Genomic DNA, 22,192 nt, shown 5'->3' on the forward strand with positions numbered 1-22,192 from the left:
GGCACCTCACGGCGCCTGCTCCCTACCGTCGCGTTCATGGCTGGAGCTCACCGGACGAAAGGAACAGGTCTTGACCGTTCCGCTCCCGAAAACCGACGTGGACTGGACCGCGCTGCGGAACTTCGCGGCACTGCGCGGACAGCTCAGGGTCTCGCTGACCCCCGTCTGCAATCTGAAGTGCTGGTTCTGCCACAACGAGGGTGACGTGCCGCCACCGTTCACCCACCTGCACCGGGAGGCCAAGCCCCGTGTGCGTGAACTGGCCGCGGACGACTACGTGAACGTCCTGCGCGAGCTGATCGGCGCCGGTCTGAAGCGGGTCTACTTCACCGGCGGTGAGCCACTGGCGTCGAGACTGGCGAAGCCGGTCCTCACCCGGCTCCCGGTCCACGGCCCGGACGTGTCCTACACCCTGATCACGAACGGCCTGCTGGTGCGCACCCATCAGGACTGGCTCGCCACGACCGGCCTGGACAAGGTGAAGGTCTCCCTGCACTACCTCTCCGACGAGTCCTTCCGGGCCATTGCCCAGACCCGCGCCGGCATCGCGACCGTTCTGGACGGCATCGAGGCAGCCCGTGAGATGTTCGAGCGGGTGGAGCTGAACACGCTCATTCAGCGCGAGAACGAGCACGAGTTGCACGACATCCTCGCTTACGCGCTGGAGCGCAGGCTGCCGGTGCAGTTCATCGAGCTGGTGGACACCGACTTCAACGCCGACCGGAAGTCCTCGGCCGTCGGGGCCCGGGGCATCATCGACCACCTACGCACCCTGACCAAGGAGGAGGAGACAGAAGTCTCCGGCACCGGCCAGGGGCGGCGGATCTTCCGCATCGACGGAATCGAGATCGACGTCATCGAACGAGGACTCGGACGCCACCATGTCGGCCAGTGCGGCACCTGCCCGGTGAAAGCCACGTGCGTGGAGGGCTTCTGGGCCCTGCGCCTGGACCATGCCGGCGGAATCCAGCCCTGTTTGTTGCGGGACGACCTCCGCATGGACATCCGGCACGCGCTCGCCGATCCGGAGGTGGTTCCTGCGGCCGTGGCCCGGCACGTGGCAGCCTTCACGGAGGGCACCCTGTGAGCCCCCTTCGAGCCCCGTACACGCCCGGGGCGGAGGGACGACGCCAAGGGCCGTTCGTCGTCCTGGAAGGCGTCTCAGGAGTCGGGAAGTCGACGCTCGCCCGCCTGCTGGCGCAGCGGCTCGGCGCCACGGCGATCCACACCCTCACCGATCCGCACACCGGCTGGTCCGGCACGGCCAACCTGGAGCTTCGGCCGCTGCCGCAGTTCGCCTTCTACCTCTCCGGCCTCCTGCACGTCTCCGACGCCGTACGACAGCACCTTCGCACGGGGCCGGTGGTCGCGGACCGGTACGCCTCTTCGGTCATGGCCTGCCACGCCGCCGTCAACCGCGTCGGCCTGGACCAGGTGCGAGAGCTGATCACCCCGTTCCTGCCCTACCTCGTGACGCCGGACGCCACCTTCTACCTCGTCAGTTCCGAGAACTCGTTGAAGGAGCGGATGAGCGTCAAAACAGACGTGAAGCCGGACGACACCGACCTGTTCGACGTCCCCGGCCGCCTCTCCCGGCTCCGGGAGCACTTCCGGTCCGTCGCCGAGACCGATCCGGGCACGGTCGTGCTCCCCACCGACGACCACAGCCCGGACGACCTGGCCGACATCATTGTCAAGCACCTGGAGGACAGGCGTGCTCACCCCGATCGACACCGACGCCGTCATCCGTGACGGCCGCGTCGCCGGCGCGTTCCCGGACGAGATCCACGAAGGCGTCGCCTGGTGGGTCGCCGCCTGCTTCGTCGTGGTCGTCCGGGTCCGGCAAATGGCCGTGGCCCACGACAGCCATCCCGTCACGGCCGGGTTCCACCAGCGGTTCTGCCGCGGGGCCGTCAACGCCCAGCACTTCGGCTGCCAGGTCTCCAGCCTCGGCGTGGCCGACGAAGCCCAGCTCATGCATGCCACGAATCGACTCGGGGGCGTCGCCGGAGCCCTGCTGACCACGGCCGACGACGGCGGGCGGCAGACCGTCACCATCCGCCTCTACAACGCGGACGGCCGACCGGTCACCGAGGACACCGGCCTGGCGAGACTGCGGCAGATGATCGCATCCGACCGGGTCCCTCTCCCGGTGAACGACCAGGCCAAGGGCCGCGTCACCGAGCGCCGCGACCTGGTGGGGGCACTGTGATCGACGCGGCCGACGTCATCCGGAGCGGAACCGGCATCCTGTTTGTCACCCTGGACTCCCTGCGCTACGACGTCGCCCGCGCGGCCCTGCGCGCCGGGCAGACACCGTGCCTGGCCAAGATCCTGCCGGGCGGAGCGTGGGAAGAACGCCGCACCCCCGGAACCTTCACCCTCCCCGCGCACCTCGCGTTCTTCTCCGGCTTCCTGCCCAAGCTCCCGCAGCCCGTACAGCCGCCGCGACTGTGGGAGTGCCGCCCGCCCGCGTTCAAGACGGTCGATGCGGGCACGTTCGTCTTCGACGCGCCGAACCTCCTCACCGGGCTCGCCCAGCACGGCTACCGCACCGTGTGTGTCGGCGGCGTGACCTACTTCTCGCGGGAGACACCGCTCGGGGCGGTGCTGCCCGACATGTTCGACGAGGACCACTGGCGGCCCGACTTCTGTTCCCCGGAGCCCGACTCCACCCGCCACCAGGTCGAACACGCCCTGACCGTCGCCGAGCGGTACGCCGGCCGACCCCTGTTCCTGTTCGTCAACGTCTCCGCCACCCACGTCCCCCACGGCCACTACACCGGTGACGGAGACGACTCATGGCAGTCCCAGGCCGCCGCGCTCGCGTACGCGGACGAACACCTGGGCCGCCTGGTCGACGGGCTCACCGCCAAGAGGAGATGGCTGATCATCATGTGTGCCGACCACGGCGACGCCTTCGGCGAGGATGGCTACCACGGCCGTGGCATCGCTCATCCGACCGTGCTGAACGTGCCGTTCGCGGCCTGGCTGTCGGAGTAGGCGGATACGCTCCCGGGCCATGACCGACACAATCCGGCAAAAGGCGAAGCGCGACGCCTCCGTCATCGTGGCCCGAGACGCGGAGGGCCTGGTCGCCGTCCTGACCGCCGAATTCCCCCGGCACGGCGGCGAATACGCGTTCCTGCCCGGGGGACGCAGGGAGGAGGGCGAGACGCCGGAAGACTGCGCGCGACGTGAGCTGCGCGAGGAAGCCGGCGTCATCGCCCGGTCCTGGCGGCCCCTCGGCTCGTACGCCATCACCCTGGACTCCACTGCCCGCATCTCCCTGTTCCTGGCTGAAGGGCTCACCTGTGGCCCGCAGCAGCTCACGCCCGGCGAAGAGAGCTTCAAGCTCATGTGGTGGCCGATGCCCGACGCGATTCGGGCCGCTACCGAAGGACGCTTCCTGCTCCCAGGGGGACCGCTGGCACTGCTGCTGGCCCAGCAGGCCATCACAGTCTGAGAGGAGCCGATCCCGAGCACCGGCCGACAGCCCGGTCGCGTCATGGGCCACCTCGGCGGATCTACTCTGTCCCGCACACCGGGGCGCCGATGTCCGGAGACCGCGCGTCGGGCACCCGAACTGCCCTGCGTCACCTCCCTGTCCTTGGCCCCGGAGGAGGGGCCGTCCTTCGCGAAGAGGAATCGCCTTGCCCGCACAACACGACATCGCCGCCGAGACGGAGGTGTGGGACACGTTCGCCGCTTCCGCCTTCAAGGAAGACGCGGAGCCGAGCTTCTGCTGGACCCAGTACGCCGGTCATGGCCCCGGCCCTGAGCTGCTGGGCGACCCGCGCCGCGTGCTGGAGATCGGCTGCGGCACAGGCCGCGCCCTCGCCCACCTCGCCGAGCGCGGCATCGTCGCCCGGGGTGTCGACCTGTCTCCCGTCATGGTGGAGAAGACCACGACGAAGTGGCATGACACCGGGGCGGAGTTCGTGTGCTCCGAGGTACTGGAGTACCTGAGTGGGCACGAGGAGGTGTACGACGCGGTCTACTCGATCTTCGGGGCCGCCTGGTTCACCGACCCGAGCCGTCTCTTCCCCCTGGTCCGCCGGAGGCTCGGGCCCGGCGGTGTCTTCGTGTTCTCGCAGCCGCCCGCCATCCCGGGCGCGTACGGGCCGCAGGGCATGTACAAGGGAGGCTTCGCCGGAAAGGCGATGCTCACCTACCGCTACAGCTACCGGCCGGCCGTCTGGGAGCGACTGCTCACCCGAGCCGGGTTCGCCACGGCCGACGCGCGGGTGCTCGACGCGCCTCACCCGGGGCACATCGGGACGCTCCTCGTACGAGCGGTCGCTCCTTGACGGGCCCCTACCCGTGGAGACTCGTCGAAGTGCCGGCTCCCCGCGGCGGGGGCAGGGGAGCGATCTCCCGGTCGAAGAAATCGTAGAACCCCTCGCCACGCTCATACAGCGCATCGAACCCGGCGTTCGTCTCCCGGATCAATGTGCTGTCCGTATAGCGATTGGCTCCGTCCGCATTCCCGTCGTCGTCGTACACGACCTCGTACATGACCGCATCGCCGAGAATCACCACTTCCGGAACGAGGCGATTCCGCTCGATGCCGGAGAGGTCGCGCGCGTCGATGACCTTGATGGCGTCGCCCACGTCCACCCGTACACGCAGGACGAACAACTCCCATTGCACGTAGGGAGTGACGGGGAACTCCACCACTCGGAGGCGGCGATGCGCAACGCCCAGTTCCGACGCGCGCCGGATTTCCCCGGCGTAGTCCTCGCGTCTCTCGTCGGCCAGCGCCAGCGCCCTGTCCCAGTCGCCGCCGGCGAAGGCCTCCCAGCTCGGGAAGCCGCGCTCCTTGAAGTGCTGGCCGCGCTCGAGCTTGTTGAGGAAGCCGATCCCGCTGGTGTAGATCCGGCCAAGGTCCGCGTGGTACGCGGGGCGGTCCAGCCGGTCGCAGGCGCCGTCCGCGAAGGAGTCAAACACGGGGGATGTCCGGCTTCGCCGCGATGAGCATGTTCCTGGGGATGACCACGAGGCGTTCGTCCGACCCGATCGACACCCCGTCGGGCAGGTTTCTGCCGAGTGACTGGGTGAGGTCCCGGCCGATGACCGCGATATCGCCGTTGGCGAGTTCCCAGATGTCCGGGCAGTCGGGAGTTCCGGTGGTGTTTCCCAGCTCCTGCGGCGATTTCCCCAGGCGTCGCTTGAAAGTCGTGTCCGGATCCGCTTCCCATGGCCTGGACATTTCCCTCGCCCCCTCGCTCGGTCGGGAGACTCACTGTAGCGCGCGACGCGCCTGGCCGACCATGTGTCGGGCACGCCCCGCTGGGGTATCGGGGAGGATTGGCAACTCCTTGTTCCCCGCCGCTCAGGGGTGGAATGATGACGATCGGAATGAAGACCACGCCCACGCCTGACGGGTGACACGTTCCCTCTGCGCTGACGGGGAACGGGCGAACGGAGGAGCGGCTGTGGACGCGGAAGTGGCTTTGCTGGCACAGAGCGCGGGGACCACTCTGATCGCGTTGATGGCGACCGATGCCTGGCACCAGGTGCGTGAGGGAATCACACAGCTCTGGCGCCGGGCGCAACCCGAGCGCGCCGAGTCCGTCGCCGCCGAGCTGGAGGCCGTGCACGAGGACGTGCTGGCCGCTACGGACGCGGACGACCAGGAGACCCTGGACGAACTACGTCATCAGTGGCAGGGCATGGTGCGGCGGCTGCTCGTCGCCCGGCCCGCCGCCGTCGAGGAACTGCGCGCCCTGCTGGACCGTCTCGATCCGGAGGGCTCCGCCGCCCGGCAGATCACCCAGCACGCCACCGCGTCCGGTCAGGGCCGGGTCTACCAGGCGGGACGCGACCAGCACATCACCGAGCGATGACCGGCACGGACGGTCACGCCGAGGACCACGGACGCGTCTACCAGGCGCGCGGGGACCAGCACATCACCGAGCACCACCACTACGGCGGCGACAGGGCGGAGCACGGCGGGCCGGACTCGGTGCGGCGACCGGCGGTCGGCCGGTGTCCTGTCGCGTTGCGCGACCGCAGCGAGGTGATGGAACGCCTGCGGGAGAGTGTCCGGATGGAGCGCGGCGGCCAGGTCTACGTGCTGTACGGGATGGGCGGCTCCGGCAAGACGGCGGTCGCCTGTGCCCTGTTCGAGGAGGTCACCGGGAACCAGGGCCGCGTGGGCCTGTGGGTCAACGCGGCCGACCGGGCGAGCCTGCGCGCCGGCATGCTCGCCGTCGCCGCCGACCGGGGGGCGCGCGACGCCGAACTGCTCGCCGCGCGCAACGGCCTCAGACCAGCCGCCGATCTCGTCTGGAGACACCTCGACCGGTCCGCCGAACCCTGGCTGCTGGTCCTCGACAACGCCGACGAACCGGAGATCCTGCGGGACGGCAACTGGCTGCGTACCAGCCCGCGCGGCACCGTCCTGGTGACCACACGGCGCGCGGCGGCCCGGTGGTGGCCGGGCGCCGAGCTGCAGCACATCGGTGTCCTGCCGCGCGAGGACGCCGCGCTCGTGCTGCGCGATCTCGCACCGCACAGCGGGACGGCGGAGCAGGCGGCGCGGGTCGCGGACCGGCTGGGGCGGCTGCCCCTCGCGCTCACCCTGGCGGGCGGCTTCCTCTCCCACCAGGTCATCGACCCCTGGACGATGGACGCCTACGGAGAGCAGCTCGACGGTGACGAACGGGTCCGGCTGATCGACCGGGGAGCCGACATACTGTCCCCGGCGGACCCCCGCCATCTGGTCGGCCTGACCTGGCAGCTCACCCTCGACGCGTTCGAGGCGCGCGGGCTGCCCGAGGCGGCGGCCCTGCTCAGACTGCTGGCCCGGTTCGCCGCCGAGCCGCTGCCGCTGGCCCTGCTCGACCACACCGGCATCGGCGCCGTACTGCCTCGTGCCCGCACCGAGACGGCCCTCCGGGCCCTTCTCGACCAGTCGCTGTCCGAGCTGGTCGAGGCCGCCGGCACGCGCTGCGTACAGAGTCACGGCATTCTTCTCGACAGCGTCTCCGCGGCCACCGCCGCGGACCTGGTGCCCGCGCTCGACGCGACCGCCGTCCGGCTGCTCGACGCAGCCGTGCCCGCCGTACCCGACGCGGGTCCGCACGAGCCTCGGCTGCGCCTGCTGGTCCCGCACGCCCTGGCGCTGCTGCGGCATGCCGGCGAGCCGTCCGCCGCCGACGCCCTGGCCGTCGCGACACGGCTGGCGGTCGCCCTGCACCGGACCGGTGACTACCTCTCCGCCTGGGAGACCGCGAGGAACGCCGCGGACCTCGGTCAGCGGCACCTCGGCGCGGACCACCGTACGGTCCTCGCCGCCCGCTCCAGGGCGGGGCGGGCGCTGTTCCGGCTGGGCAGGTACGCCGAGGCCGAAGCGGCGCTGAGCGCGGTCCGGGGCGCCCAGGAGCGGCTGTTCGGCGCCGGGGACCCCGACACCGCGGACAGCGGCTACGGACTCCAGCTGGTGCTGGCCAATCTCGGGAGGCGCGAGGAGTCCGTCGCCCTCCTGCGCGACACCGTCGCCGCACGGCGCTCGGCGCTGGGCCCCGCACATCCGCTGACCCTGCGGGCCCGTGCCAGTCTGCTGGAGACGCTGCCCGCCGCCGACGTGGCCACCGAGGAGGGCGGCGCCCTGCTCACGCTGCCCTCGGAATGCGCCCGGCACCTCGGCCCCGACCACACGGTGACCCTGGGCGCCCGGCACAACCACGCGTGGGCGCTGTACCTCCTGGGACGCTTCGACGAGGCCGACCGTGAGATCCGGCAGGTCGCCGAGGCGTACGCGCGGCGCTTCGGGCCCGAGTACCCCGTCGTGCTCGCCGCCCGGCAGCTCCACTCCCGGACCCGGGCCGCCCTCGGGCACATGGACGAGGCGATCGCGCTGATGGCGGACGTCGCCGAGCGGCGGGCGCGCGGCCTGGGCCCCGAGCACCCCTTCACCGCCGCGAGCCGGCGGCTGCTGGACGCCTACCGGTCGGGGCTGCGGCGGCCGTAGCGCCCGCGCGAGGACGGGACGTTCGCACGGAAGGTGCGCGAGGGCATACGGCGGGTGGTCGAGCGGAGGACGGATGTAGGGTGCTGGGGCAGGCCGTGGGGGTGACGTTCAGGGCGAGTCGGACCGGTCTCGGGCCCCGGCGGCGGAACCCGCGCGTCCGAGGACGAGCAGCAGCAGCGACCACCGTCAGGGAGAGCGAGACCCGCAATGGCCCAGCCGCCCCTCCTCCGCGATGTCATCGACATCAAGGAGTCCATCTCCACCTCGGACTTCGTGCTGTCCCTCGCCGAGGCGACGACACCCGAGGGCGCCCGGCACGCGCTCGAGGACTACGTCGTCACCGAGCGGCTGCTGGAGAACTTCGACGAGGCGCTGGCCCTCATCAAGTCCGCGCTGGACGGGCACCGCTCCAAGGCGGCGTACCTCCACGGCTCGTTCGGTTCCGGCAAGTCGCACTTCATGGCCGTGCTGTACGCGCTGCTCAGCGGCGACCAGGCCGCGCGCTCCCGCACCGAGTTCGACCCGGTGCTGACCAAGCACGAGTGGCTGAGCACGGACGGCAAGAGGTTCCTGCTCGTGCCGTACCACATGCTCGGCGCGAAGGCCCTGGAGCAGCGGGTGCTCGGCGGGTACGTGCACCACGTCAAGAAGCTGCACCCGCAGGCTCCGACCCCGCAGGTGTACCGGACGGACTCCCTCTTCGAGGACATCCGCGCCATGCGCGCCCACATGGGCGACGAGGCCGTCATCCGCGGCCTGGGCACCACCGGCGCGGACGACGGGGAGGAGGACGAGTGGGGCGAGGGCTTCGCCTGGACCCCGCAGCTCCTCGACACCGCGCTCGCCGCCGAGGAGAACCACGAGGCGGGCGTCCCGCTCAACCTCACCAACCCCTCCACCCCGGCCGAGCTGCGCGCCAAGCTCGTCAACGACGCCGGCACCCACCTCCTCCCCGGCTTCACCAGGAACGCCGCCGAGGACGAGCACGGCTTCATCTCCCTGGACGCCGGCCTGTCCGTCATCGCCGAGCACGCCAAGTCGCTCGGCTACGACGGCCTGATCCTCTTCATGGACGAGCTGATCCTTTGGCTGGCCACCCTCATCCACGACCAGAAGTTCGTGGCGCGCGAGGCCAGCAAGATCACGAACTTCGTGGAGGGCGGCGACGCCCGCCGCGCCATCCCCGTCGTGTCGTTCATCGCCCGCCAGCGCGACCTGCGCGAGCTGGTCGGCGAGGAGGTGTCCGGCGCGGCCGAGTCGTCCATCCAGGACACGCTCAACCTGGCCTCCGGCCGGTTCGACAAGATCACCCTGGAGGACCGCAACCTCCCGCAGATCGCCCACGCCCGCCTCCTCAGGCCCAAGGACGACAGGGCGGCCGAGCTGGTCGACGCGGCCTTCGAGCAGACCAAGCGGGTCGGACCGCAGGTGTGGGACACCCTCCTCGGCTCGGAGAAGGGCACCACCGGCGCGGACGCGGAGTCGTTCCGGCTGACGTACCCGTTCTCGCCGGCGTTCATGGACACCCTCGTCCACATCTCGTCCGCGCTGCAGCGCTCCCGCACCGGTCTGAAGCTGATGGGCCAGCTCCTCGCCGACCACCGCGACGAGCTGCGCCTCGGCCAGCTCGTCCCCGTCGGCGACCTCTACCCGGTGATCGCGCAGGGCGGCGACAAGCCGTTCACCGACAGCCTGAAGGTCGTCTTCGAGGCCGCCGACAAGCTGTACAAGACCAAGCTGCGGCCCTACCTGCTCAGCTCGTACGACATCACCGAGGACGACGTCGAGCAGTACCGCAACCGGCCCGAGTCGCTCACCGACCCGAAGAAGCTGGGCGGCTGCCGGATGTTCACCGGCGACAACCGGCTCGTGTGCACGCTGCTGCTCTCGGCGCTCGCACCCAGCGTGCCCGCGCTGTCCGAGCTGACCATCCGGCGGCTCGGCGCGCTCAACCACGGGTCGGTCCTCGCGCCCATCCCGGGCGCCGAGGTCGGCATCATCAAGAACAAGGTCGCCGAGTGGGCGGCCAGGTTCCCCGAGATCAAGGAGACGGGCACCGAGGCCAACCCCGGCGTCCGGCTGGAGCTGTCCGGCGTCGACGTGGACTCCGTCATCGCCAACGCGCAGGTCAACGACAACCCCGGCAACCGGGTCGCGCTCGCCCGGCGCCTGCTCTCCGAGGAGCTGGGCGTCGAGCACGGCCAGCTGAGCGACCAGCTCGGCTTCACCTGGCGCGGCACCGCCCGCACCGCCGAGATCGTCTTCGGGAACCTCGCCGACGAGGACGAGCTGCCCGACCACGACCTGATGCCGCAGGAGGACGGCCGCTGGCGCATCGCCATGGACCTCCCCTTCGACGAGGGCCCGTGGGGCCCCGTCGAGGACGTCGACCGCATGCGCCGGCTGCGCGAGCGGCAGCAGGGTGAGCGGTCCCGCACCGTCGCCTGGCTTCCCGCGCACCTGTCCGCACAGCGCTTCCAGGACTTCCGTCGCCTCGTCGTCATCGACAAGGCCCTCGCCGACGAGCACCGCTTCGACACCCAGTACGCCGGCCACCTCAACGCCGACAACCGCAGCCGCGCCAAGGGCCTCCTCGAAACCCAGCGCGAGGCCCTGCTCAAGCAGATCAAGGGCGCCTTCAAGCAGGCGTACGGTCTCGCGCAGAAGCAGGCCGCCGACGTCGTGCCCGATTTCGACGACCACCTCGTCGCGCTGCCCGACGTCGACGGACTCACCCTGTCCTTCGGGCAGAGCCTGCACGACGGCATCCGGCACGTCGCGGGCAGGCTGCTCGCCCACCAGTACCCGGCCCACCCCGACCTCGACCCCGACGCCACCGGCACCGCCGTCAAGCCCGCCGACACCAAGAAGGTGTTCACCCACGTCCGGGCCGCCGCCGAGGCACGCGACGGGCGGGTGGAGGTCCCGGCCGCCGACCGCAGGCTCATGCAGCGCATCGCCGGACCCCTGCGCCTCGGACAGCAGAAGGAGGCGTACTTCGAGCTGTCCCGCTACTGGGCCGACCACTTCCGCCAGCTCGCCCGCTCGCAGGGCGTCACCGGGGACCTGTCCCTGATCACGCTCACCGACTGGACCGACCAGCCCGACCCGCGCGGTCTGCCCGACTTCCTCGCCCGGCTCGTCGTCGCCTCCTTCGCCGAGATGGACGACCGGGTGTGGGTGCGGGGCGGCACCGTCCTCGACCCCGCGCCCGAACTGTCCGCGATCAGGGACCACGACGCACTGCGCAGCCAGCCGCTGCCCGCCGAGTCCGACTGGGACACCGCACGGCAGCGCTTCGAGACGGTCTTCGGGGCGAAGCCGCCCGCGCTGCGCCGCGGCCGGATGGTCAACCAGTTCGCCCGCCAGATCACCGAGGCCGCCCGCGCCCACCGCGACCACGCCGCCGACCTGGTGCACCAGCTGGAGGCGCACGCCTCCTTCCTCGGCCTCGACCAGACCGCCGACACCGGACGGCTCGCCCTCGCCCGCCGCTCCCTTCAGATGCTGGACGCCCTCACGGCGGAAGCCGGCAAGGGCGCGGCCGGGGCGAGGAAGACCGTGGAGGCCCTCGCATCCTTCGACCTGGGCGAGACCGGCGCCGACCGCTACGGCACCTCCATCAAGAAGGCCCGCGCCGTCGCGGAGGCCGTCGCCTCCGCCCCCTGGAGCACCCTGGAGCTCGCGGCCGGGCTCGGCCCGGAGGGCGAGGCACTGCTCGACTCGCTGCGCACCGTGGCCCGTGCCGACCAGCGCACCGCCGACCTGCGCGACGCACTGGCCCGCACCCAGCGCGAGGTCGTCGCCCTCATCAAGCGCACCCAGTCCGCCGCCACCCCGCCGCCCGCGCCCGCGCCCGTCACGCCCCAGCAGGACAGGGCCGACGACCTGCCCCTGGACACCGTCTCCAGCGACCCCCGCCTCTCCTACATCCGGTCGAAGGAGACGCCGCCCTCCCCGGCGAGCGGTGGCGGCACGGCGCGGAAGTCCGGACGGCGCAGCACCACGGTGGGCCAGGCCGCCGCCGCCCTCCAGGCGGAGCTGACCGACCTGGCCGCCCGCCACCCCGACGCGGCCATCGAGATCAGCTGGCAGGTCATCGAATGACGGACACCTCCACCGCCGTACCGGGCGCGGTGCGGCTGAACACCGCGACCGTCACCCAGTACCTGTCCTCGCAGACCTCCCTCGCCACCGCCCTGACGGGGGACGGCGAGGGCAGGCGCAGGGTCGTGCTGCTGCGGTCCACACCCCGGTGGGACGGCCCCGCCCAGCCCGTCTGGGGCGAGGGCCGCACGGCCGCCGTCGCGGTCGCGCCCTCCCCGCTCGCCGTCCACGAACTCGTCCTCGACCACCTGGCGGGCCGCCGCCCCGGCCCCGCCGTGCTGGTCGTCCTCACCGACCGGGAGCAGAACGAACTCGACCCGGCGATCCTCGCCCGTGTCCACAAGCTGCGCATCGACACGGTCGACAGCTGGGACGTCGTCCGCGAGGCGTTCGGCGCCCGGCAGACAGACCCCCGGCTCAAGGACGCCGACTGGGCCGCCGAGGCACTGCTCGACGCCACCCCGCCCGGCGGCTGGCCGGCCGTGCCCGGCGGCTGGCTGTCCCGCCAGTACGCCCTCACCGCGCTCGCCCAGCGCCGCCTGCGCCTGGGCCGCTACGACACCGAGGGCGGCACGCGCCGCCCCGGCGACGACCGGCTCGACGCCCAGGCCCTGCTGCACTGGTCGACCCGGCCCGGCGCCCCCGAGCGGCTCCTCGTCCTGCGCGGCCCCGAACGCGCCGGCCTGGCCGCCTTCCTCGGCGAGGAGGACCAGGCGGGCCTCGCCGGCCGCGCCCTGCTCGCCCTCGTCGACGCCGAGCGCGGCGCGGACGCCGCCGCCTTCGGCCTCGTCTGCGCGGCGCTGTGGCAGCACGCCGACCCCGCCCCCGAGACCTACCGGGCCCGAGGCCGGGCCGAACGCTACTTCGGCGACCGGCCCCCGGCAACCGGCGACCAGCTCGACGCCCTGGTGACCGTCCTCGGCCGGGCCGCCGAGGAGTACGTCACCACGCTGCTGGCGGCCGGGCACCGCACCGGCGGCACCGACGCCGACCACGCCCGCGAGGCACGCCGCACCACCGGCACCGTGCTCGACCGGGCGTCCCTCCTGGCCCGCCAGTTCGGCGCGGAGGAGGCCGTGGCGGCCAGCCCCGTCCTGCGCGGCGGACTCGAGGCCCGGTTCACCGCCGTCGGTGAGGCCCTCGCGGCGGGCGACACGGCCGCGGCGGCGGACGCCGTCCGCCGCCTGGAGGACCACCGGCTCGCCGCCGAGCCGGAGGAGGCCGCCCGCATCGAACGCGCCCGCATGGGCCGGCGACTCGCCCGCTGGCTGGCCACCGACCCGCCCGCCGACGCCCCCACCGTCGCCGACGCCATACAGCGGCACGTCGCCGAGACCGGCTGGGTGGACCTCGCCCTGGAGCACGTCGAGGCCGGCGGCGACCCGGACCCCGTCCTCAAGGCCGCCTACGACACCCTCGGCGCCCGCGTCAGGGACCGGCGCCGCCAGATCGACGCGTCCTTCGCGCGCTCCCTCGCGGCCTGGACGGAGGCCGGCACCCAGCCAGGGTCCATGCTCACCGTCGAGACCTTCCTCCACCGCGTGGCCGGACCGGCCGTGCGGCGCGGGGAGGAACGGCGGATGCTGCTGCTGGTGCTCGACGGCATGAGCGCCGCCATCGCGAACGAGCTCGCCGAGGAACTGCGTCGCTCCTGGGCAGAGTTCGACCCGCTGCCCGAGGGCAACGCCCCGCGCCGACGGGCGATGGCCGCCGCCCTGCCCACCGTGACGGCCGTGTCCCGCACCTCCCTGTTCGCGGGCACCTTGTCGAAGGGCACCCAGACCGACGAGAAGCGGCTCTTCCCCGCGCTGAAACTGTGGGGCGGGGCCCCGGCCGCCGTGTTCCACAAGGACGACCTGCGCACCGAGTCCGCGGGCGACACCTTCGGCCCGGCGCTCACCGAGGCGCTGGCCGACGGCAGGACCCATGTCGCCGTCGTCCTCAACGCCATCGACGACCGGCTCGCCAAGGAGCAGAAGCTCGGCGACGGTGCCTGGCGGGTCGGCGACGTGCCCGGCCTGCGCGACCTGCTGCGGGTGGCGGCCACCCAGGGCATGGCGGTCGTCCTCACCAGCGACCACGGCCACGTCGTGGACCGGCACGGCAGGAAGGTCGACACCGCCGCCGACCCCGCCTCCGCCCGCCACCGCCTGCCCGGCGGCGGCCCGCTCGCGGAACGCGAGATCGCCCTGTCCGGGCCGCGCGTGGTCTGGCCCGAGCCCGGCGCGTCCATCGTCGCCCTGTGGGACGCCGACTCCCGCTACACCGCCGTCAAGGCCGGCTACCACGGTGGGGCCTCGCTCGCCGAGGTCACCATCCCGGTGCTCGCCTTCCTGCCGTTCGGCGCGGAGCCGCCCAGGGGATGGCGGGAGCTGGGCGACCAGCGGCCGGTCTGGTGGGCCCCGGAGGAGGCCGGCAGGGCACCGATGCCGGACGAGCCCGCCGCCCGGCCGATGACCGCGACGGCTCCCTCTCCCAGGAAGCCGACGGGCAAGGCCAGGAAGGAGCAGGCGGAAGTCGCCCGGACGCACGAGGCGCTCTTCGACGTGGCGCTGACGGCCGGGGGAGACGACGCCCTCCTCACCCCGACCGTCGTCTCCCGCACCGAGATGCTGGTGACGGCACTCCTCGAATCGGAGACGTACCGGGCGCAGCTCGGCGGCCTGGCCCGCAAGCCGCAGCAGGAGCAGGTCCACAAGGCGCTCACCGCCCTGCTCGACGCGGGCGGCACCCTGCCCGTGACCGCGCTCGCCCAGCGCGCCGGCATGCCCGTCACCCGGGGTGACGGCTTCGCCGCCGTCCTGCGGCAGCTCCTCAACTACGACGGCGTGCAGGTCCTGGAAACCCTGCCGGACGGCCGCACCCTGCGGCTCCACGAGGCGTTGCTGCGCGAGCAGTTCGCCCTCGGAGCGGGCTGACGACACGGCAGCGGGTGCCTCCGGAGCCTGTCCCGGAGGCACCTCGGCCCCTGCGTCGTCGGACGGTGGTCTCACGCGCGTAGGCGGTGAACACGGCCCACCGCTCCCGAAGGAGGCCCCAAGCGGACGGGGCGCGACGATACGGGCCCGAGGAGGTGCTCCAGGGCCCAGCGGGCCCGTACGGCGGCGCTGCCGAGATGGGAGACTGGTCCCCGTGAGTACCCCCGGATCCACGCGCCCCGCACAGGTCAGCGCCGCCCGCCGCCGTACCGTCGTCGACGCCCTGCGCCGCGGGGCCGTGCCCGAGAGCGGACTCGACCTGCTCGCCACCGGACTCGGCCGGTTCGAGGCGGCCCTCGACGCGGAACTGGACGCGGTGGCGTCCGGCGGGTCCGTGTTCAAGGCCGTGCGCGGGGAGTACGGGTCCGGCAAGACGTTCTTCACGCGCTGGCTGGGGGAGCGGGCCAAGCGCCGCAACTTCGCCGTGGCCGAGATCCAGATCTCCGAGAACGAGACGCCGCTGCACCGGCTGGAGACGGTCTACCGGCGGCTCACCGAGCGCCTCACCACCTCCAGCTTCCCGCCCAGCGCCCTGCGGCCCGTGGTCGACGCCTGGTTCTACGCCCTGGAGGAGGACGCCCTCGCGGCCGGTGCGACCGAGGAGGAGCTGCCCGGCGAGGTGGAGAAGCTGCTCGTCGCGCGGCTCGCCGAGGTGTCCCGGCACGCCCCGTCCTTCGCCACCGCCCTGCGCGGCTACCGGGCCGCCCTCGCCGACGGCGACGAGGCGACCGCCGCAGCCGTGCTCGCATGGCTCGGCGGTCAGCCGCACGTCGCGGCCTCCGCCCGCCGGTCCGCAGGCGTACGCGGCGACCTCGACCACTTCGGGGCGCTCGGCTTCCTGCAGGGCCTGCTCACCGTGCTGCGCGACTCCGGGCACACCGGTCTCTTCGTCGTCCTCGACGAGGTGGAGACGCTCCAGCGGGTCCGCTCCGACGCCCGCGACAAGGCGCTCAACGCACTGCGGCAGCTCATCGACGAGGTGCACTCCGGCCGCTTCCCCGGCCTGTACCTCGTCGTCACCGGGACGCCCGCCTTCTACGACGGGCAGCAGGGCGTCCAGCGCCTGGCCCCGCTCGCCCAGCGGCTCGCCACCGACTTCACCACCGACCCGCGCTTCGACAACCCCCGCGCCGTGCAGATCCGGCTGCCCGGCTTCACCCAGGAGTCCCTGGTGGGTCTCGGCACCACCATCCGGGACCTGTACGCGGACGCCGCCACGTCGCCCGCACGCGTGCGGACGGTCGTCGACGACGCCTACGTCGCGGACCTCGCGCGGGCCGTCGGCGGAGCGCTGGGCGGGAAGGTCGGGGTGGCCCCCCGGCTGTTCCTCAAGAAGCTCGTCGGTGACGTCCTCGACCGGGTGGACCAGTTCGACGACTTCGACCCCCGGCAGCACTACCGGCTGACGGTCGCGGGCAGCGAGCTCACCGACGTGGAACGCAACCTGGCCGCCGCGGTCACCGGCGGTTCCGCGTCCGCCGACGACATCGACCTGGAGCTGTGATGGGGGAAGCCGACAGCCGGGCTGGGGCGGAGTCGGCCGGGGCGGAGTCGGCGAGGGCGGAGCCGACGGGGGCGGAGTCGGCGGTGACCGCGGCGGCCGGGGGAGCGGCCGACGTACTCGACCGGCTCGACCCCGTCGTCCTGCACCACATCGTCAACACCCTCGGCTGGCCCGACCTGCGTCCCCTGCAGCGGGCCGCGATCACCCCGCTCATGGACGGGGAGGACGCCGTCCTGCTGGCCCCCACGGCCGGCGGCAAGACCGAGGCCGCCTGCTTCCCGCTGCTGTCGGCGATGGCCCAACAGCGGTGGACCGGCACCTCGGTGCTGTACCTGTGCCCCCTCAAGGCCCTCCTCAACAACCTGGTCGGCCGCGTCGACACGTACGCCCAGTGGCTGGGGCGGCGCGCCGCCCTCTGGCACGGCGACACCAAGGAGTCGCAGCGGCAGCGCATCCGCACCGAGGCGCCGGACGTCCTGCTGACCACGCCCGAGTCGCTCGAGGCGATGCTGATCGGTGTCAGGACCGACCACGCGCGACTGCTGGGGAGCGTACGGGCCGTCGTCGTCGACGAGGTGCACGCCTTCGCGGGCGACGACCGGGGCTGGCACCTGCTCGCCGTGCTCGAACGGCTGGAGCGGGTCACCGGCCGGCCCATCCAGCGCGTCGGCCTCTCGGCGACCGTCGGCAACCCCGGGCATCTGCTGCGCTGGTTGCAGGGGGCCGGTGCCGGCAGCCGCACGGGACGGGTCGTCGCGCCGGGCGTCCACCCGCCCGCCACCGGTGCGGCCGGACACGGGGAGCAAGCCGCCGAAGCTCCCTCGCCCAGGCCCGCGGGCGAGGTGGAACTCGACTACGTCGGCTCCCTCGACAACGCCGCCAAGCTCATCGCCGCCCTGCACCGGGGGGAGAAACGGCTCGTCTTCTGCGACTCGCGCCGCCAGGTCGAGGAGCTGGGCGCCGCGCTGCGGGCCCGCGAGGTGACCGTCTTCCTCTCCCACGCCTCCCTCTCCGTCGACGAGCGCACCCGCTCCGAGCAGGCTTTCGCAGAGGCGCGGGACTGCGTCATCGTCTCCACCTCGACCCTCGAGCTCGGCATCGATGTCGGCGACCTGGACCGCGTCGTCCAGATCGACTCGCCGGCCTCCGTCGCCTCCTTCCTGCAGCGCATCGGCCGCACCGGCCGGCGCGCGGGCACGGCCCGCAACTGCCTGTTCCTCACCACCCGCAAGGACACACTGCTCCAAGCCGCCGGGTTGCTGCTGCTGTGGTCGCGAGGCTGGGTCGAACCGGTCATCCCGCCGCCCGGGCCGCGCCACCTCGTGGCCCAGCAACTCCTCGCCGTCACCCTGCAACAGCACAAGCTGGGTGACCAGCTCTGGGAACAGCAGTGGAACGGTCTCGCCCCCTTCGACCGGTCGGCCGCCCCGATCCTGCGCCACCTCACCGAGGAGGGCTTCCTCGACAGCGACGGCGGCATGCTGTTCGTCGGTCCCGAGGCGGAACGCCGCTTCGGAAAGCGGCACTTCATCGAACTCACCGCGTCCTTCACCGCGCCGCCGCAGTTCACCGTGGTCTCCGGGCGCACCGAGATCGGCCGCACCGACCCGAGCGTGCTCACCGAGGAACGGCCCGGCCCGCGGCGCCTGCTGCTCGGCGGCCGCAGCTGGCAGGTCACCTACATCGACTGGACGCGCAAACGCGTCTTCGTCGAACCGGCTGACGGCGGGGGCGTCGCCAAGTGGATGAACGGCGGCATCGCGGGCCTCTCGTACGCCCTCACCCGCGCCATGCGCGAGGTGCTGCTCGGCGCGGACCCGCCCGTCTCCCTCACCCGCCGCGCCGAGGCGTGCCTGGCCGAGCAGCGTGAGAGCGACGCCCCCGCCACCGTGCACCCGGGCGGCACACTGATCACCCGCGTCGGCGGCGACGTCCGCTGGTGGACCTGGGCCGGCTACCGTGCCAACGCCACCCTCGCCGCCACCCTCCCGTCGGCCGCCGACCCCCTGCAACGCCCCACCGACTGCTGGGTGCGCCTGCGCGAGGACCTCACCCCGGCCGACTGGCGCGCGGCCCGCGAGGGCATCGGCGAGAGCCTCGTCCTGCCCGACGTGGACCGCCGGGCCGTGCGCGGCCTGAAGTTCTCCGCCGCGCTGCCCGAGCGCCTCGCCGTCGCCACGGTCGCCGCACGCCTGGCCGACTTCGACGGTGCCCGGGGAGTGCTGGCGGAACCGGTGCGCTTTCTGCACGGTGATCGAAGCGGCCCTTAGAGCGGGGCACCGGGCGGGATGCGCGGTGTCAGACGGGGCCGGGGGGCGGGGGGAGGAAGGTGACCTGGGGGGCTTCGGTGCGGGGGTGGATGGTGACCTCGGCGGTCACGCCGTAGACGTCCGCCAGCATCGCGGGCGTCAGGACCTCCGCCGGGGGGCCCGAGGCCGTGACCCCGCCGTCGCGCAGGACGTACAGGCGGTCGCAGTAGTACGCCGCCAGGTTGAGGTCGTGCAGGGCGACCAGGACCGTCGCCGGCAGGCCGCGCAGTACGCCCAGCACCTCCAACTGGTGGCGGATGTCCAGGTGGTTGGTCGGCTCGTCCAGGACGAGGAGGGACGGCTGCTGGGCCAGCGCGCGGGCGATCAGCACGCGCTGGCGCTCCCCGCCCGACAGCCGGTCGAACGGGCGGTGCGCCAGGCCCGTGGCGTCCACCGCGGCCAGCGCCGACTCGACCAGGTCCGCGTCCTGCGGGGTGTCCCCGTCGAGCAGCCGCTTGTGCGGGGTGCGGCCCATCGCGACGACCTCCCGCACCGTCAGGTCGAATGCGGCGCCCGACTCCTGGACCACCGCCGCCACCGTCCGGGCCAGCCGCCGCACCGGCAGCGACCAGGCGTCGGCCCCGTCGATCCCGACCCGGCCCGCCGACGGGCGCAGGACGCGGTACACGGCGCGCAGCAGGCTCGACTTGCCGCTGCCGTTCGGCCCCACCAGGCCGACGACCTCGCCCGGCCGTGCCGTCAGGGAGACGTCCTCCACCAGGCGGTGCGCCCCGGCGGTGAGGGTGACCCCGTCGACGAGCAGGTCCGTTCCGCTCATGCGCCCTTGTTCCTCGGTGTGTCGGTGGTGGGGTTCGGTCTTCGCCTGCCGCTCCTTCGCGGGGGGTGTCCTCACGCGCCTCCTCCCTCCGCGGAGCGCCGGGCGTCGCGCCGCATCAGCCACAGGAAGAACGGGCCGCCGCACAGCGCCGTGAGGACCCCCACCGGGATCTCCATCGGCGCGGCGACCACCCGTGCGGCGATGTCCGCCCACACCAGGAAGACCGCGCCGCCGAGCGCGGCCGTCGGCAGGACGCGGCGGTGGTCGCCGCCCACCAGGAGGCGGACGGTGTGCGGCAGCATCAGGCCGACGAAGCCGATCGGGCCCGCCGCCGCGACCAGGACGCCGGTGACGAGGGACAGCAGCACGAACATGCGGGCGCGGAAGCGGGCCACGTCCAGCCCCATCGTGGTCGCCGCCTCCTCCCCGGCCAGCAGCAGGTTGAGGTTGCGGGCCTGCACCATGAGGGTGCCGGTGCCCAGCAGCAGGGCGGTGCTCGGCAGCCAGAGGGAGGCCCAGTTCACCCCGCCGAGGCCGCCGAGGGTCCAGGCGAGGACCGTGCGGGCCTCGTTGCCCCGGTCGGTGGTGAGCAGCACCACGTCCAGTACGGCGGTGAGCACCGCGGCGATGGCCACCCCGGACAGCACGAGCCGCGACGAGGTGATCCGGCCGCCGGTGCGGGCGGTCGCGTAGACCAGCAGCAGCGCGCCGAGCGCCCCCGCGAACGCGGCCAGCGACAGCGACAGCGCCCCGAACAGGGACACCCCGAAGACGATCACCACGACGGCGCCCAGGGACGCCCCCGAGGAGACGCCGAGCAGGTACGGCTCCGCGAGCGGGTTGCGGATCAGGGCCTGGAGGGCGGTGCCCACCACGGCCAGTCCGGCGCCCGCGACCGCCCCGAGCAGCACGCGCGGCGCCCGTACGTCCAGCACGATGGTCTCCCGCGCTCCCGACCAGTCCGGCCGCACCCAGTCGGCGCCCAGCGCGTGCGTCACGATGCCCCACACCTGGCCGGGCGGGACCGACACCGAGCCGATGGCCAGCCCCGCCGTGACGGAGACCAGCAGCAGGGCCGCGAGGACGGCGAGCGTGACGGCGAGCCCCGCCGGGCCCACCCGCCCGTCCCCGCGCCGGCGTGCCGTCGGTGGGGTGGTGGTGCGTTCGACGGTGGGGGAGGGGGCGGTGTGTTCGACAGCGGCGGAGGGGGCGGGGGCGCTGCCGGCGCCGGGCCCCGTCTTCGCTCCGGCCGCCGATCCCGTCCCGGTGGCCGGGGCCGTCACGCGAAGCTCTCGGGGTGGATGCCCCGCGCCAGGTCCTCCACCGCGTACGCGGACCGCACGCCGACCAGGGTGGCGGTCAGCGGCAGGACGACGAAGCGCTTGTTCCTGATGGCCGGTACGTCCTTCAGCGCGGGCTGCGCGAGCAGGTACTCCTTCTTCTGCTCGACGCTCCCCGTGCCCGCGTAGTCGTAGATCGCGATGACCTCCGGCCTGCGCTCGACGACCTGCTCCCAGGAGACGTCGCCGAAGACGTCGTCGAGGTCGGCGAAGACGTTCTCCCCGCCGGCCATCCGGATCAGTTCGGTGCCGAGGCTCTTGCCGCCCGCGGTGAAGGCGCTCTTGTCACCGCTGTCGTACACGAAGACGGGGACCTTCGGCGCGGACCGCACGGCGGTGGTGGCCCTGCCCACCCGCGCCCTGAGATCGGCGACCAGCTGGTCCGCCCGGTCCGGGACGCCGAAGATCCGGCCGACGGTGCGGACCTCCTCGTACGTGTCCTCCATCGTGACCCGCTTCTCGCCGCAGTACTCGCGGTTCAGGTGGGTGTCGATGCCGGCGTCCTCGAACGCCTTGCGGGAGCGGCCCTCCTTGTCGGCGAAGGCGCTGCCGTAGCCGCCGTACACGAGGTCCGGCTCCGCCTCCAGGATCGTCTCGAACGACGGCTCCCGCTTGGCCAGCTCCGGGATCGCCGCGTAGTCCTTCCGCAGCTCCGGCAGGACGGCGGAGTCGGGGAAGGCGGTGCCGACCATGCGGTCCTTCAGGCCGAGGGAGAGCAGCAGCTCCGCCGGGTGCTGGTGGATGGTGACGACGCGGGCGGGCGGCCTGTCGTACGTCGTCTTCACGCCGCAGTTGTCGATGGTGACGGGGAAGCCGACGGCCGACGGGGCCGCCGCCTCCTTCTCCTGGGCGGCGGTCTGCGACGTGCCGCAGCCGGAGGCGAGCAGGGCCGCCGACAGGGCGAGCGCCGCGGCGGCGGCGCGCAGGCCGTGGCGCCCGCGGGCAGGGGTGGGCAGGGGGGGACGGGACATGCCGTCGTACACGTGAAGCCTCCTGGGGAGTCCGCGCTCCTCGGAACGGGCCCGCGACGGGCCAGTGTCCTGACTCCCGGATCGACGCTCCTCCCCCTGCCTTCCCGCGCGGCGCGCAGTGGCGTGTCGAAGGGTGCACTCCCCGGTCACAGTGGCGGGACCGTGCCGGATTCGCACCGGCTTCCTGTTCCCCGTCGCGGCGATGACCTGTTGATCCTACGATCCGC

The 22,192-nt window shown here is 73.0% G+C and carries 17 protein-coding genes and 1 riboswitch; of the genes, 12 read left to right on the forward strand and 5 right to left on the reverse strand.

What is annotated here, in order from left to right; all coding sequences use genetic code 11:
- Nucleotides 1-70: 70 nt before the first annotated feature.
- From CP974_RS23965 to CP974_RS23990, 6 genes are all read left to right on the forward strand, one after another.
- Nucleotides 71-1,087: a radical SAM protein gene (locus CP974_RS23965; protein ID WP_031128322.1), complete on the forward strand. Its 1,017-nt coding sequence runs from the start codon at nucleotides 71-73 to the stop codon at nucleotides 1,085-1,087.
- A complete protein-coding gene (locus tag CP974_RS23970; protein ID WP_031128320.1) occupies nucleotides 1,084-1,752 on the forward strand; it encodes a dTMP kinase in 669 nt (222 codons plus the stop codon). The genes CP974_RS23965 and CP974_RS23970 overlap by 4 nt, the downstream gene beginning before the upstream one ends.
- The gene (locus tag CP974_RS23975; RefSeq protein ID WP_031128319.1) at nucleotides 1,715-2,212 is read left to right on the forward strand and encodes a phosphohexomutase domain-containing protein; all 498 of its coding nucleotides are present in this window, start codon (nucleotides 1,715-1,717) and stop codon (nucleotides 2,210-2,212) included. The genes CP974_RS23970 and CP974_RS23975 overlap by 38 nt, the downstream gene beginning before the upstream one ends.
- Nucleotides 2,209-3,003, forward strand: coding sequence for an STM4013/SEN3800 family hydrolase (locus tag CP974_RS23980; RefSeq protein ID WP_031128317.1), 795 nt, complete (start codon nucleotides 2,209-2,211; stop codon nucleotides 3,001-3,003). The genes CP974_RS23975 and CP974_RS23980 overlap by 4 nt, the downstream gene beginning before the upstream one ends.
- Nucleotides 3,004-3,022: 19 nt before the next feature.
- Nucleotides 3,023-3,466 (forward strand): NUDIX hydrolase, encoded by a 444-nt coding sequence (locus CP974_RS23985; RefSeq protein WP_031128316.1) that lies wholly within the window; start codon nucleotides 3,023-3,025, stop codon nucleotides 3,464-3,466.
- Nucleotides 3,467-3,653: 187 nt separating this feature from the next.
- Nucleotides 3,654-4,310: a class I SAM-dependent methyltransferase gene (locus CP974_RS23990; RefSeq protein ID WP_031128314.1), complete on the forward strand. Its 657-nt coding sequence runs from the start codon at nucleotides 3,654-3,656 to the stop codon at nucleotides 4,308-4,310.
- Between the two features lie 7 nt (nucleotides 4,311-4,317).
- On the opposite strand, the gene CP974_RS23995 is transcribed toward CP974_RS23990, so the two are convergent.
- Together CP974_RS23995 and CP974_RS24000 are read right to left on the reverse strand one after the other, a co-directional pair.
- A complete protein-coding gene (locus tag CP974_RS23995) occupies nucleotides 4,318-4,950 on the reverse strand; it encodes a DUF6879 family protein (protein ID WP_031128313.1) in 633 nt (210 codons plus the stop codon).
- Complete coding sequence (locus tag CP974_RS24000; protein ID WP_031128311.1) at nucleotides 4,943-5,212, reverse strand: hypothetical protein; 270 nt, start codon at nucleotides 5,210-5,212, stop codon at nucleotides 4,943-4,945. Before CP974_RS24000 ends, CP974_RS23995 begins: the two co-directional genes overlap by 8 nt.
- Nucleotides 5,213-5,438: 226 nt before the next feature.
- Here CP974_RS24000 and CP974_RS24005 point away from each other — a divergent pair, with 226 nt between their 5' ends.
- From CP974_RS24005 to CP974_RS24030, 6 genes are all read left to right on the forward strand, one after another.
- On the forward strand, nucleotides 5,439-5,849 hold the full coding sequence (locus CP974_RS24005) for a hypothetical protein (RefSeq protein WP_031128309.1): 411 nt from the start codon (nucleotides 5,439-5,441) through the stop codon (nucleotides 5,847-5,849).
- Nucleotides 5,846-7,978, forward strand: a complete 2,133-nt coding sequence (locus CP974_RS24010; protein WP_031128308.1) for a tetratricopeptide repeat protein — start codon at nucleotides 5,846-5,848, stop codon at nucleotides 7,976-7,978. The genes CP974_RS24005 and CP974_RS24010 overlap by 4 nt, the downstream gene beginning before the upstream one ends.
- 207 nt (nucleotides 7,979-8,185) lie before the next feature.
- Nucleotides 8,186-12,085, forward strand: a complete 3,900-nt coding sequence (gene pglY / locus CP974_RS24015; protein WP_031128307.1) for a BREX-2 system ATPase PglY — start codon at nucleotides 8,186-8,188, stop codon at nucleotides 12,083-12,085.
- Complete coding sequence (gene pglZ, locus CP974_RS24020; protein WP_031128305.1) at nucleotides 12,082-15,003, forward strand: BREX-2 system phosphatase PglZ; 2,922 nt, start codon at nucleotides 12,082-12,084, stop codon at nucleotides 15,001-15,003. The genes pglY and pglZ overlap by 4 nt, the downstream gene beginning before the upstream one ends.
- Before the next feature lie 214 nt (nucleotides 15,004-15,217).
- A complete protein-coding gene (gene brxD / locus CP974_RS24025; RefSeq protein ID WP_031128304.1) occupies nucleotides 15,218-16,567 on the forward strand; it encodes a BREX system ATP-binding protein BrxD in 1,350 nt (449 codons plus the stop codon).
- Nucleotides 16,567-18,837 carry a DEAD/DEAH box helicase gene (locus tag CP974_RS24030; protein WP_223844567.1) on the forward strand — a complete coding sequence of 757 codons (2,271 nt, stop codon included), beginning with the start codon at nucleotides 16,567-16,569 and terminating at the stop codon, nucleotides 18,835-18,837. The genes brxD and CP974_RS24030 overlap by 1 nt, the downstream gene beginning before the upstream one ends.
- 28 nt (nucleotides 18,838-18,865) lie before the next feature.
- Here the strand turns inward: CP974_RS24030 and CP974_RS24035 are convergent, their stop codons facing one another.
- The 3 genes from CP974_RS24035 to CP974_RS24045 all read right to left on the reverse strand — a co-directional run bounded on the left by CP974_RS24035 (nucleotide 18,866) and on the right by CP974_RS24045 (nucleotide 21,977).
- A complete protein-coding gene (locus tag CP974_RS24035) occupies nucleotides 18,866-19,654 on the reverse strand; it encodes an ABC transporter ATP-binding protein (RefSeq protein WP_031128301.1) in 789 nt (262 codons plus the stop codon).
- 71 nt (nucleotides 19,655-19,725) lie between these two features.
- Entirely contained in the window at nucleotides 19,726-20,772 is a 1,047-nt protein-coding gene (locus tag CP974_RS24040; RefSeq protein WP_051838865.1) for a FecCD family ABC transporter permease, read from the reverse strand.
- Nucleotides 20,773-20,933: 161 nt separating this feature from the next.
- On the reverse strand, nucleotides 20,934-21,977 hold the full coding sequence (locus CP974_RS24045; protein ID WP_031128298.1) for an ABC transporter substrate-binding protein: 1,044 nt from the start codon (nucleotides 21,975-21,977) through the stop codon (nucleotides 20,934-20,936).
- A 30-nt stretch (nucleotides 21,978-22,007) separates the two neighbouring features.
- Nucleotides 22,008-22,189: riboswitch (cobalamin riboswitch) on the reverse strand.
- Nucleotides 22,190-22,192: the final 3 nt, after the last annotated feature.

The sequence above is a fragment of the Streptomyces fradiae ATCC 10745 = DSM 40063 genome, from assembly GCF_008704425.1.
GTDB classification, from domain to species: Bacteria; Actinomycetota; Actinomycetes; order Streptomycetales; family Streptomycetaceae; genus Streptomyces; species Streptomyces fradiae.

Bases quoted from the DNA above. Each gene is read 5' to 3' on its own strand.
- pglZ (WP_031128305.1), top strand. From the start codon at position 12,082: ATGACGGACACCTCCACCGCCGTACCGGGCGCGGTGCGGCTGAACACC.
- CP974_RS24030 (WP_223844567.1), top strand. From the start codon at position 16,567: ATGGGGGAAGCCGACAGCCGGGCTGGGGCGGAGTCGGCCGGGGCGGAG.
- CP974_RS24010 (WP_031128308.1), top strand. From the start codon at position 5,846: ATGACCGGCACGGACGGTCACGCCGAGGACCACGGACGCGTCTACCAG.
- CP974_RS24035 (WP_031128301.1), bottom strand. From the start codon at position 19,654: ATGAGCGGAACGGACCTGCTCGTCGACGGGGTCACCCTCACCGCCGGG.
- CP974_RS24000 (WP_031128311.1), bottom strand. From the start codon at position 5,212: ATGTCCAGGCCATGGGAAGCGGATCCGGACACGACTTTCAAGCGACGC.
- CP974_RS23985 (WP_031128316.1), top strand. From the start codon at position 3,023: ATGACCGACACAATCCGGCAAAAGGCGAAGCGCGACGCCTCCGTCATC.
- pglY (WP_031128307.1), top strand. From the start codon at position 8,186: ATGGCCCAGCCGCCCCTCCTCCGCGATGTCATCGACATCAAGGAGTCC.